At 69.5% G+C, this 12186-nt stretch carries 11 protein-coding genes and 1 pseudogene; 10 read left to right on the top strand and 2 right to left on the bottom strand.

Features of this window, described 5'->3' with window-relative positions; all coding sequences use genetic code 11:
* The first annotated feature begins 124 nt into the window (after positions 1-124).
* From ACFSZT_RS01335 to ACFSZT_RS01290, 10 genes are read left to right on the top strand one after another with little or no spacing between them, the layout of a single operon-like run.
* Positions 125-1360, top strand: a complete 1236-nt coding sequence (locus ACFSZT_RS01335; protein ID WP_377387458.1) for a methyltransferase domain-containing protein — start codon at positions 125-127, stop codon at positions 1358-1360.
* Entirely contained in the window at positions 1357-2145 is a 789-nt protein-coding gene (locus ACFSZT_RS01330) for a sugar phosphate nucleotidyltransferase (protein ID WP_377387455.1), read from the top strand. The genes ACFSZT_RS01335 and ACFSZT_RS01330 overlap by 4 nt, the downstream gene beginning before the upstream one ends.
* Positions 2146-2150: 5 nt before the next feature.
* Positions 2151-2798: a PIG-L deacetylase family protein gene (locus ACFSZT_RS01325; RefSeq protein ID WP_377387821.1), complete on the top strand. Its 648-nt coding sequence runs from the start codon at positions 2151-2153 to the stop codon at positions 2796-2798.
* A gap of 4 nt (positions 2799-2802) precedes the next feature.
* Complete coding sequence (locus ACFSZT_RS01320) at positions 2803-3828, top strand: NAD-dependent epimerase/dehydratase family protein (RefSeq protein ID WP_377387452.1); 1026 nt, start codon at positions 2803-2805, stop codon at positions 3826-3828.
* A complete protein-coding gene (locus ACFSZT_RS01315) occupies positions 3825-5102 on the top strand; it encodes a DUF4910 domain-containing protein (protein WP_377387449.1) in 1278 nt (425 codons plus the stop codon). Before ACFSZT_RS01320 ends, ACFSZT_RS01315 begins: the two co-directional genes overlap by 4 nt.
* A gap of 4 nt (positions 5103-5106) precedes the next feature.
* On the top strand, positions 5107-6390 hold the full coding sequence (locus ACFSZT_RS01310; RefSeq protein WP_377387446.1) for a hypothetical protein: 1284 nt from the start codon (positions 5107-5109) through the stop codon (positions 6388-6390).
* Complete coding sequence (locus ACFSZT_RS01305; protein ID WP_377387443.1) at positions 6387-7337, top strand: glycosyltransferase family 2 protein; 951 nt, start codon at positions 6387-6389, stop codon at positions 7335-7337. The genes ACFSZT_RS01310 and ACFSZT_RS01305 overlap by 4 nt, the downstream gene beginning before the upstream one ends.
* Positions 7334-8527, top strand: coding sequence for a polysaccharide pyruvyl transferase family protein (locus ACFSZT_RS01300; RefSeq protein ID WP_377387440.1), 1194 nt, complete (start codon positions 7334-7336; stop codon positions 8525-8527). Before ACFSZT_RS01305 ends, ACFSZT_RS01300 begins: the two co-directional genes overlap by 4 nt.
* Positions 8524-9084, top strand: coding sequence for a dTDP-4-dehydrorhamnose 3,5-epimerase (gene rfbC / locus ACFSZT_RS01295; RefSeq protein ID WP_377387437.1), 561 nt, complete (start codon positions 8524-8526; stop codon positions 9082-9084). The genes ACFSZT_RS01300 and rfbC overlap by 4 nt, the downstream gene beginning before the upstream one ends.
* Before the next feature lie 5 nt (positions 9085-9089).
* Entirely contained in the window at positions 9090-10400 is a 1311-nt protein-coding gene (locus ACFSZT_RS01290) for a glutamate-1-semialdehyde 2,1-aminomutase (RefSeq protein WP_377387434.1), read from the top strand.
* A gap of 413 nt (positions 10401-10813) precedes the next feature.
* On the opposite strand, the gene ACFSZT_RS01285 is transcribed toward ACFSZT_RS01290, so the two are convergent.
* Both ACFSZT_RS01285 and ACFSZT_RS01280 read right to left on the bottom strand, forming a co-directional pair.
* Entirely contained in the window at positions 10814-11047 is a 234-nt protein-coding gene (locus tag ACFSZT_RS01285; RefSeq protein ID WP_377387819.1) for an HNH endonuclease signature motif containing protein, read from the bottom strand.
* A gap of 45 nt (positions 11048-11092) precedes the next feature.
* Positions 11093-11913, bottom strand: a pseudogene (locus ACFSZT_RS01280) (DUF222 domain-containing protein); the annotation flags it as partial.
* Between the last annotated feature and the right edge of the window lie 273 nt (positions 11914-12186).

The following is a 12186-nucleotide window of genomic DNA, read 5'->3' as shown; positions in this document are numbered from 1 at the left end:
GGAAATGCGGAAACGCGCGAGGTCTCATTTGTGAATCGCCCGGTTCGGGTGTCCGAGTTTGCTGTAACAACGCTGCGCCGGGCAGCGAATCTGTGCACGAACCCACGGGCGAGGAGTCTTTGAGATGACGACATGCCGACTGTGCGGCGCCACTGATCTGGCCGGCGTCGTGGACCTCGGGGCGACCCCGCCGTGCGAGCGTTTCCTGACGCGCCAACAACTTGACGAGCCCGAGGTCACCTACCCGCTGCACCTGCGCGTCTGCACGGAATGCTGGCTCGCGCAGATTCCTCCGCTCATCACGCCCGAGGAGACATTCACCGAGTACGCGTACTTTTCGTCGTACTCCCACAGTTGGGTGGAACACGCACGACAGTTCGTGCACTCGGCGATCGAGCGGATCGGACTGGACGAGGATTCGTTCGTCGTCGAGGTCGCCAGCAACGACGGCTACCTGCTGCGGCACGTCGTCGACGAGGGCATCCGCTGCCTGGGCATCGAGCCGTCGGTCAACGTCGGCCAGGCCGCCAGGGACACCGGCGTGCCGACGTTGACGACCTTCCTCGGTCCCCAGACCGGGGCGGAGGTACGTGCGGCGCACGGGCCGGCGGACCTGGTGGTGGCCAACAACGTCTACGCGCACATTCCGGACGTCGTCGGCTTCACCCGCGGTCTGCGCAACCTCGTCGCCGACGACGGGTGGGTGTCGATCGAGGTGCAACACCTGCTGACGCTGATCCAGAAGGTGCAGTACGACACCATCTACCACGAGCACTTCCAGTACTACACCGTGGAGTCGGCGCGCCGGGCGCTCGCGGTGGGCGGACTGTCCGTTGTGGACGCCGAATTGCTCGAAACACACGGCGGCTCCATCCGGGTGTGGGCGCGGCCGGTCGAGGTGGCCGGGCCGCCGAGCGCGCGCATGCTCGACGTGCTCGCTCACGAGAAAGCCGCCGGGCTGCACGACCTGTCCGGCTACCGGGAGTTCGCCGCGCAGGTCAGCCGGGTGCGGCTGGACCTGCTGCGGTTCCTCACCGACGCGGTCGCGGGGGGTGAAACCGTGGTCGGTTACGGAGCGCCCGGCAAGGGCAACACACTGCTCAACCACTGCGGCATCCGGCCGGACCTGCTCGCCTACACCGTGGACCGCAACCCGTACAAGCACGGCCGGTACACGCCCGGCACACGGATCCCTATTCTTCCGCCGGAGCAGATCGAACGGGACCGGCCGGACTACGTGCTCGTGCTCCCGTGGAATCTCCGCAAGGAGATCACCGAGCAACTGTCCTATCTAGACCAATGGGGTGGCAGGCTGGTGTTCCCGAGCCCCCAGTTGGAGATCGTCGAGGTGACGTCGTGAAGGTCGTTCTGTTCTGTGGCGGATACGGCATGCGGATGCGCGGGGGCTCGGCGGGTGACATGCCGAAGCCGATGCAGCCGGTGGGGCCGAGACCGCTCATCTGGCACGTGATGCGCTACTACGCGCACTTCGGGCACAAGGACTTCATTCTGTGCCTGGGCTACGGTGCCCACCACATCAAGGACTTCTTCCTCAACTACTCCGAGACGACGTCCAACGACTTCGTACTGCGCGGCGGGCGCGCCGAGCTGCTGTCCACCGACATCTCGGACTGGTCGATCACGTTCGTGCAGACCGGCATCGAATCGGCGATCGGGGAGCGGCTGCGCCGGGTGCGGGACTTCCTGGACGGGGACGAGATGTTCCTCGCCAACTACGCGGACGTGCTCACCGACGCGCCGTTGCCGGACATCATCGACCGCTTCTCGGCGTCCGACGCCGGCGCGTCGATGATGGTGGTCCCTCCGCAGTCGTCGTTCCACTGCGTCGAGATGGACGAGGGCGGCCGGGTCGGTGCCATCACGGCGGTGAGCGAGATGCCGTTGTGGGAGAACGGCGGCTACTTCGTGCTGCGGCAGGAGATCTTCGACCACATCCCCGAGAACGGCGACCTGGTGGCCGACGGATGTGCCGAGCTCGCCAAGCGTGGCAAGCTGCTGGCCTATCCCTACCGGGGCTTCTGGAAGCCCACCGACACGGTGAAGGAACGCGCGGCACTCGACGAGGCATACAGCCACGGTGACCGGCCGTGGGCACTGTGGGAGACCGGGCGAAAGAGCGCGTGACGCCTGTGAATCGGCTGGTACCCGGATCCCTCCATGTCGTCGCCGTGCTCGCCGCGCACTGTGACGACATCGCCATCGGAGCAGGTGGAACCCTGCTCACGATGTGCGCGGCCCGGCCGGGCCTGCGGGTGGAGGCGCTCGTGCTCTCCGGCGGCGGCACCGAACGCGAGGACGAGGAACGTGCCGCGCTGGCCGCGTTCTGCCCCGGTGCCGACGTGACCGCGACGGTGCTCAAACTGCCCGACGGCCGCCTGCCCGCCCACTGGGACGAAGCCAAGGATGCCGTGGAGGACCTGCGAGCCCGGTGCGACCCGGACCTCGTACTGGCGCCGCGCACCGACGACGCACACCAGGACCACCGGGGCCTCGCGCGGCTGGTGCCGACCGCGTTCCGCGGTCACCTCACCCTGGGCTACGAGATCGTCAAGTGGGACGGGGATCTCGGCACCCCGCAGGCCTATCAGCCGCTGCAATCCGACGTCGCGGAAACGAAGGTTCAGTTGCTGCAACGCCACTACCCGTCGCAGCGACATCGTCCGTGGTACGACCGGGAGGCTTTCCTCGGGCTGGCACGGATCCGGGGCATCGAGTGCCAGGAGCGCTACGCGGAGGCCTTCTACACCCGCAAGCTGACCTTGAGCCTGGAGGGCTGATCTCATGCGTGTACTGCTGACCGGGCACAAGGGCTACCTGGGCACCGTGATGGCGCCCGTGCTGGCCGCCGAGGGGCACGACGTGATCGGGCTCGACTCGGGGTTGTTCGAGCATTGCCTGCTGGGTCCGGAGCCGGACGACCCGCCGGGGCACCGCGTGGACCTCCGCGATGCCGGTCCGGAACATCTGTCCGGAGTGGACGCCGTGATCCACCTGGCCGCGTTGTCGAACGATCCGCTGGGAGCGTTGGCGCCGCAGCTCACCTACGACATCAACCACCACGCCGCCGTGCGCCTGGCCCGGCTGGCCAAGGACGCCGGCGTGAGCCGCTTCCTCTACGCCTCGACGTGCTCGGTCTACGGCGCCTCCGGCGGCGGCGGTCTGGTGAACGAGGACGCGCCGCTGCGGCCGGTCACGCCGTACGCGGAGTCGAAGGTGCGCGTCGAGGACGACGTGCGGGCGCTTGCGGACGAGCAGTTCACCCCCGTGTTTCTGCGCAACGCCACGGCGTTCGGCTACTCACCGCGGCTGCGGGCCGACATCGTGCTCAACAACCTCGTCGGGCACGCCGTGCTGTCGGGCGAGGTGCTGGTGCTCTCCGACGGCACGCCGTGGCGGCCGCTGGTGCATGCGCGCGACATCGCCAAGGCGTTCGCGGCCGCGCTCGTCGCTCCCCGGGACGCCGTGCACGCCACGGCGTTCAACATCGGCACCGAACGCAACAACGTGACCGTCGCCGAGATCGCCGAGCAGGTGGTGGAGGCGGTGCCCGGCGCGACACTGCGCATCACCGGCGAGGCCGGGGCGGACCCGCGGTCGTACCGGGTCGACTTCTCGCGGTTCCGGCGGGCCGTGCCCGGCTTCGACTGCGACTGGTCGGTCAAGGACGGCGCCGTCGAGCTCGTCGACACCTACCAGCGCTACGGGCTCACGAAGGCCGCGTTCGACCGGATGTTCACCCGGCTCGCCTGGCTGCGCGGCGGAATGGACGACGGCGGCATCGACGAAACCTTGCGGCGCCGTTCATGACTCCTTCACCCGGCCCGGAGATGCACGCACTGGTGAGGCGGCTGTACCCGTTGTGCCGCAGCATCACCGGCGACGGCGTGCGCCACACACTCGACATCGTCGAGGAGTACCTGCCGCTGACCCGGCACGAGGTGCCCACCGGCACGCAGGTGCTCGACTGGACCGTGCCGCAGGAGTGGAACATCCGGGACGCCTGGGTCGCCGACACCGACGGCAGGCGCGTGGTGGACTTCGCCGAGTCGAACCTGCACGTGGTGAGCTACAGCGTGCCGGTGTCGGCGCGGATGCCGCTGGCCAGGCTCCGCGAGCACCTGCACACCCTGCCCGACCAGCCGAGCCTGGTGCCGTACCGGACGAGCTACTACGCCCCGGCCTGGGGTTTCTGCCTCGCCCAGGACACGCTCGACGCCATGCCCGACGGCGACTACGACGTGCACATCGACTCCACCCTCGCCGACGGCCACCTCACCTACGCCGAGCACGTGGTGCCGGGGCGGGTCACCGACGAGGTGCTGGTGTCCTGCCACACCTGCCACCCGTCGCTGGCCAACGACAACCTCGCGGGCATCGCGGTCGCGGTGTTCCTGGCGCGGGAGCTGGCGCAGCGGACACCGCACTACACCTACCGCTTCCTGTTCGCACCCGGCACCATCGGCTCGATCACGTGGCTGGCCCGCAACACCGAACACATCGACCGCGTCAAACACGGCCTGGTGCTGGCGTGCGCGGGAGATGCCGGCGCGTTGACCTACAAGCGGAGCAGGCGGGGCGACGCCGAGATCGACCGGGTGGTGCGCTACGTCCTCGACTCCTCGGGCCGCCCGCACACGATCGTCGGCTTCTCGCCGTACGGCTACGACGAGCGGCAGTTCTGCTCGCCGGGGTTCAACCTCGGCGTCGGCTCGCTCACCAGAACGCCCTACGCGGGCTACCCCGAGTACCACACCTCCGCCGACAACCCGGACTTCGTGCTGCCGGAAGCCATGGCGGACACGCTCGCGGCGTGCCGGGAGGCGTTCGCCGTGCTCGACCGCAACCGGCGCTACGTCAACACGAGCCCGTACGGGGAACCGCAGCTGGGCAAGCGCGGACTGTACGACTCGCTCGGCGGAAGGAGCGACGCCAAGCAGGCCCAGCTGGCGATGTTGTGGGTGCTCAACCTCTCCGACGGTGACCACTCGCTGCTCGACATCGCCGAACGATCCGGGCTGCCGTTCGGCACTCTCGCCGACGCGGGCACGGCTCTGCTGGCCGCCGGGCTGCTGAAGGAGTGAGCCGATGTCGCCGGTACGACCGCGGTTCACCAGCCCCTCGCGCGGAGTGCGCGCGATGGCGGGCAGGCTCGGCTGGGGCCTGGGGGACCAGGCCGTCTCGAGCCTGACCAACTTCGCGGTCAGCATGTTCGTCGCCCGCGAGCTGGGCGTCACCGCGTTCGGCGTGTTCAGCCTCGCCTGGGTCACCTACGCCGTCCTCATCAACCTCTCGCGAGGACTCGCCACGGATCCGCTGATGGTGCGGTTCAGCGGCGTGGACACCGGCCGCTGGCGGCGGGGGGCGGCGCAGGCGTCGGGTACCGCGCTCGCGGTCGGTGCGGTGGCGGGGGTCCTGTCCGTGGGGGCCGGACTGGTCATCGGCAGCTCGCTCGGGTGGGCGTTCGTCGCGCTCGGTGTCGTATTGCCCGGGTTGCTGGTGCAGGACAGTTGGCGGTTCGCCTTCTTCGCCTCCGGGGAGGGGCGCAAGGCGTTCGTCAACGACGTCGTGTGGGGTGTGTGCCTGGTGCCGGCGATGCTCGTCGCCGCCCAGCACGAGTCGGTGGTCGCGTTCCTGCTGGCGTGGGGGTTCTCCGGTGCCGTCGCGGCGCTGTACGGCTGCGTGCAGACCGGCGTGTACCCGAGGCTGTCGCGGGCGCGCGCGTGGTTGCGGGAGCAGCGCGACCTCGGTTTCCGGTACGTCATCGAGAACGTCAGCAACAGCGGCGGGTCGCAGTTGCGCATGTACGGGCTTGGCGCCATCGCGGGGCTGGCGGATGTCGGAGTGGTGCGGGGTGCGGAGCTGCTGATGGGCCCGTTCCTCGCCGTCCTGTTCGGACTGTCGGCGGTGACCGTGGCGGAGGCGGCCAGGGTGTTGCAGCGCTCCCCGCAGCGGCTGTGGCCGTTCTGCCTGACCCTGGGTGCGGGGCAGGCGATCGTGGCGCTGGCATGGGGAGTGGCGCTCATGATCCTGCTGCCGGACGCCGTGGGGGAGTACCTGCTCGGTGACGTGTGGACGGTGGCTGCGCCGTTGATCCTGCCGGCGACGCTGGGCGTGGTGGGGGCGAGTTTCTTCACCGGAGCGGCGGCGGGACTGCGGGCACTGGGGATGGCTCGGCGGAGTCTGCGAGCGCAGCTCGTCTTCTCGGCCGCGTACGTCATCGGCGGACTGGCCGGAGCCGCCGCCGGCGGAGCACTCGGTTCGGAGTGGGGGACGGCCATCGCCTCCCTGCTCGGCTCCGCCGTGTGGTGGTTCCAGCTCCATCGTGGTCTGCGCGATCACCTGAGCACAGAAGTGAGGACCTCCCCATGACCACCAGAACCCCACGCCTCAGCATCGGCCTGCCGGTCTACAACGGCGAGGAGTATCTCGCCGAGTCGCTCGACGCGCTGCTCGGCCAGACCTACGAGGACTACGAACTCATCATCTCCGACAACGCCTCCACCGACGGCACGCAGGACATCTGCCGCCGCTATGCCGCACGGGACTCGCGGATCCGGTATCTGAGGCTGCCCCGCAACATCGGCGCCGCGCCCAACCACAACCTGGTGTTCGCCGAGTCGCGCGGCGAGCTGTTCAAGTGGGCCTCGCACGACGACCTCTACGGGCGCGACCTGGTGCGGCGCTGCGTCGAGGCACTCGACGAGCGGCCGGAGATCGTGCTCGCGCACTCGTGGCACGCGATCGTCGACTCGACCGGGGCGGTCACCGATTCCTTCGACTACCGGCTCGCCACCGACTCGCCCAGCGCCCCGGAGCGGTTCCGCGCGTTGCTGTTCGCTCCCGGCGGTGACGACTTCTACGGCGTGATCCGGTCGCACGTGCTGCGCCAGGTGGCGCCGCACGACAGCTACCACCACGCCGACCGCACCATCGTCGCCGAGATCGCGTTGCACGGGCCGTTCCACCAGGTGCCGGAGGTGCTGTATTTCCGGCGCGACCACCCGACCCGGGCGGAACGGGCCAATCCGACCAAACGCAGCCGGTGCGCCAACCTCGACCCGAAGCGGGCCGACCCCGTGCGCCACCCGACCGCGCGGCTGCTCGCCGAGTACGCCGCGGGCTGGGTCGGCGTGATCCGGCGGGCGCCGCTCAGCGCGCCGGACCGGCTGCGCTGCTACCGCCATCTCGCGGAGTACTTCGCCAGCCGGGCGTTGCCGCGTTCGGATGTCGCGGCGCCGGATACCGAGCCTGCCCCGCCGCCTGGGCCGGTGGCCGTGGAGCTGCCGGTCGGCGGGCCGGGCGGGAGGCGGCCATGAGCCTGCGTCGCACCCCGCGGCTGGGCCTGTTCGGACTGCTGGGCTCGGGAAACCTCGGCAACGACGCATCGCTGGAGGCGGTGCTCGGTTTCCTGCGCGAACGGCATCCGGACGCCGTGCTGGACGTCATGTGCAGCGGCACGGACGTGGTGAGTGCCCGGTACGGGTTGCCGACCACGCGGCTCAACTGGAATCGGCACGAGTACAGCACCGTGTCCGGGCCGAGGACGATGGCGCTCAAGGCGATCGGCAAGCTCGTCGACGTCTTCCGGACCGCGGCGTGGGTGCGCAGGCATGACGCGGTGGTCGTGCCCGGGATGGGCGTACTCGAGGCGACGCTGCCCGTGCGGCCGTGGGGCTTCCCGTACTCCCTGCTGGTGCTCAGCGTGTGCGGCAGGCTCTTCGGCACGCGGATCGTGCTGGTCGGCGTCGGCGCGGACGTGATCAGGGAGCGGCCTACACGGATGGTCATCACGAGGGCCGCCCGGCTGGCCGGCTACCGGTCGTACCGCGACGAGCTGTCCCGCACGGCCATGCGCGAGATGGGCGTCGACACCTCCGCCGACGAGGTGTACACCGATGTCGCGTTCGCCCTGCCCGCCCCGGCGGCGCGGGCGCGGCCCGCCGTCGTGGGTCTGGGTGTGATGGCCTACGACGGCGACAACGGCGACCGCGACCGGGCCGATGAGATCCGCGCCGAGTACGTGGACAAGCTGAAACGGTTCGTCACCTGGCTCGTGCAGGGCGGCAGGCAGGTGCGGCTGCTGGTGGGCGACGAGCTGGACAACGAGGTGGTGGCTGAGCTGCTCGCCGGGGAGCACGGCGACGCGGTGACCGCACCGCCGGTGCGGTGTCCGACCGAGCTGGCCGCCGCCATGGCCGACGTGGGCTGCGTGGTCGCCACCCGCTACCACAACGTGCTGTGCGCGCTGCGGCTTGGCAAGCCCGTCGTGTCCATCGGCTACGCCACCAAGAACGACGCACTCATGGAGTCCATGGGGCTCGGGCGGTTCTGCCAGAGCATCCGCACCCTCGACGTCGACCGGCTCATCGCCCAGTTCACCGAGCTCGAGCAGCGGTCGGGCGAGCTGCGCGCCCTGCTCGCGGAACGCGACGGCCAGGTGGCGCGCACGGTCGAGAAGCAGTTCGAGGCCATGTCCGCCGCATTGTCCGGAAAGGATGGACGATGAGAGCGTCACCGGTGCCGGCCGTCGCCGGCGCGTACCTGTTCGAGCCGACGCCTCACGCCGACGAGCGCGGGTTCTTCTCCCGCACGTTCGACCGCGACGTGGCGCGTTCGGCCGGTATCGATCCCGACGCGTTCGTCCAGGACAGCGTCTCGCGCTCGCACCGGGGCGTGGTGCGCGGGCTGCACCTGCGTTCGGGCGCCGGCGAGGCGAAGCTGGTGCGCTGTTCCTTCGGCGAGGTGTTCGACGTGATCGTGGACCTGCGGCCGGATTCGCCGACGTTCCTGGGACAGGCCTCGTTCCGGTTGTCCGGGGAGACGCAGGCGAGCCTCTACATTCCGGCCGGATGCGCGCACGGCTTCCAGGCGCTGTCGGAACCCGCCGACGTGTCCTACCGCATCGACCGCGCCCACGACCCCGCCGAGGACGTGACCATCGCCTTCGACGACCCGGAACTGGGCATCCCGTGGCCGGTTCCGGTGACGCTGCTGTCCGAACGCGACCGAACCGCTCCGAGGCTCGCCGAAGTACTCGCCGGTACCACGGCCCGGGAAGGGTGACCACCATGGATTTGCCGAAGTCACGGGCGGCGAACGCCCGCTTGCACGAACTCGTTCCCGGCGGCGCGCACACCTACGCCAAGGGTGAGGACCAGTATCCCGAGGGGCTCGTCCCGGTGATCTCCCACGGCCACGGCGCGCACGTCTGGGACATCGACGGCAACCGCTACATCGAATACGGCTCCGGGTTGCGGTCGGTGAGCCTCGGCCACGCGCACCCGAAGGTGCTCGAGGCCGTGCGGCGGGAACTCGGCCGCGGGGCGAACTTCGTGCGGCCCGGCATCGTGGAACTGGACGCCGCCGAACGGTTCCTGGCGACCGTGCCGACCGCGGAGATGGTGAAGTTCGCGAAGAACGGGTCCGACGTCACCACCGCGGCCGTCAAGCTGGCCAGGGCGGCGACCGGCCGTCCGCTCGTCGCGATCTGCCGGGACCATCCGTTCTTCTCCACCGACGACTGGTTCATCGGCACCACCGCCATGTCCGCCGGGATCCCCGAGCAGGTCACCGGGCTCACGGTGTCGTTTCCCTACGGCGATCTGGCGGCCACCGAGGAGCTGCTGGGGCGCTACGACGGGCAGGTCGCGTGCCTGCTGCTGGAGGCTGCGACCCAGCACGAGCCGCCCGCCGGCTACCTGCGGGGTATGCGGGAGCTGGCCGATCGGTACGGGTGCCTGCTCGTGTTCGACGAGATGATCACGGGACTGCGCTGGTCGGAGGCGGGGGCGCAGGGACTCTACGGTGTGACGCCGGACCTGTCGACGTTCGGCAAGGCTCTCGGAAACGGTTTCGCCGTGTCCGCGCTGGCGGGCAAGCGGGAGTTCATGGAGCAGGGCGGGTTGCGCGCCGACCGGGAGCGCGTGTTTCTGCTGTCCACCACGCACGGCGCCGAGACGCACGCCCTGGCGGCGGCGATGTCCGTGCTGGACACCTACGTCAGCGAGCACATCAGCGCCCGCCTGCACGACCTCGGCGAGCGCCTCGCCGCGGGGGTGCGGGAGGTGACGGCGGGCATGGGCGTGGCCGACCACGTCGTCGTGCGGGGCCGGGCGAGCAACCTGGTGTTCGCCACGCTCGACGAGAACCTGCGGCCGTCCCAGGCCTACCGCACGCTGTTCCTACGCCAGCTGGTGAGCGGCGGCGTGCTCGGTCCGTCGTTCGTGGTGAGCAGTGCGTTGTCCGAAGAGGACATCGAGCGGACCCTGGAGGTGGTGGGCCAGGCGTGTGCCGTCTACCGCAAGGCGCTCGACGCGCAGGACCCGACGCCGTGGCTGGGTGGTCGGGCGGTGAAACCGGTGTTCCGGCGTTACGTTTGACGGCCGCTCCGGGTATCCGGACAGCTGTCGCGAGGTGTGACTGACTGTCGCCAGCGCGCCGTATTCGCCCGGGTTCGGCAGCGTGCGGTCAGGGTTGCACGGCGCCGTCGGCGTGGCCGGCTACCTTCGCGGGATCGGTGAGCCGGTCGGTCGACGAACGTGGCCTGGCTGCACTGGGCCGGCTGTCGGGTGACGGAAAGGTGTCGGACGGGCCGGCGGTTCCGGTCAACGCACGGAGGTTTTGGGAACGACCGCGCATCGCCGGCATGGGACGCGCGGCGCCATCGCGTCCGGTGGCCGCCGGACGTCGTTGCCAACCACGGCGCCTGACCCGCACACCAACCCGGGAGCTCACGATCGGTAGCTGTGGGGGTTTGCTTGCCATGGCACGCCGTTCCGGTGATCCGTGCGAGTCATGACCGGTAGGTGTGGCCGGTGGGGGTGGTGATGTGGAGTTGGCGGGTGTCGGTGAGGTGGAATCGCCAGCCGGGGGTGTGTTTGGTGCGGTGGTGGCGTCGGCACAGCCCGATGAGGTTGCCGGTGTTGGTGTCGCCGTTGCGCTGGTATGGGATGACGTGGTCGAGATCGACAAAGTGCGCCGGGCGGTGGCAGGTGGGGAACCGGCATTCCCGGTCGCGGACCTTCACATGGTCGGCGGTGACGGCCGGTGGCCGGTAGCGTTCCCGGCCCACGTCGAGCGGGGCGCCGGTGTGGGGGTCGGTGATGATCCGCCGCCAGGTGGAGTTGGGGTCGAAGGCGATCGCCCGCGCGATCGAGGCGGGCAGCGGTCCGTGCCCCGCGAGCTCGGCCGGGTTGCCCGACAAACCGGCCAGGGCGGCGAAGTCGATGTGGATGAAGATCTCGGCCTTCGGTGACGCAGGACCGGCTGGTTGCCCAGCAGAAGGTCGGCGAACACGTCGGCCCGCAACTGGTCCATGGTCCGCTGGTCACCGGCGTTGCGTAGCGCGCGGGCACACCGATCGATCCGCGCATAGGCCGCCGACGCCACCTCCGCAGGAAGGTCAGCGACCAGCGTCGCCATCGCATCATCGCCGTGCCGCAACTCGACCCGCCGTTCCCGCCGCCGCGCCTCCGCCCGCGCCGCGGCACCCTCGGGGTCGACCTTCTGCACCGCACGGTTCACCATCCGCCGGATCGACGAGGCATCCCGCCCCACCAACCGCTCGGAAACCGTCGCATCCACCTCGCGCGCCAGCGAATCGGACAACACCGCTGTCGGCTCCGACACCTTCGACGCCTTGTACAGATCGATCTCGCCCCGCGACAACGCACCCAACGTTTCCGGAAGCCGCGACACCAAATCCCGCGCCAACCCTATTTTGATACGGGCCACATTCTCCGAAATCGCCAACCCCAGCGCCACTTCCGACGCCACATCCGCAGCATCGTCCCGCGAAGCCGAATACTCCACCAAAGCCCGCACCTGCAGCGCCTGCAGCCGAGCGATCTCCCGCTCCAGTCGAACGACCTCATCAAGAGAACTTTCCCCCATACCAACGATTCTACCGCGAAATACCGAATCATATGGGTGAAGCCGCAAACAACGGAACGTGACAACGAGATCCGTTCCGTGGTGAACTGCCGCTAACCACCAGACAATGCATGGTGATGTGTGGAGTGGCAGTTTCCCACGGCGCGCCGAAGGCGTGCTTGAAATCCAATAACCCAAGCAGGCCAGGCAACCACAACAACGACAACCAATGACGTGAACGGCCCACTCGCACCTATTCCGAACCGAGGCCTGTCAACAGCAGCCGCCGCCACC

Source organism: Prauserella oleivorans, from assembly GCF_042685745.1.
Taxonomy (GTDB): domain Bacteria; phylum Actinomycetota; class Actinomycetes; order Mycobacteriales; family Pseudonocardiaceae; genus Prauserella_A; species Prauserella_A oleivorans.
Note: the sequence above shows the minus strand (reverse complement) of the source record. Positions and strands in the feature narration are given on the sequence as shown.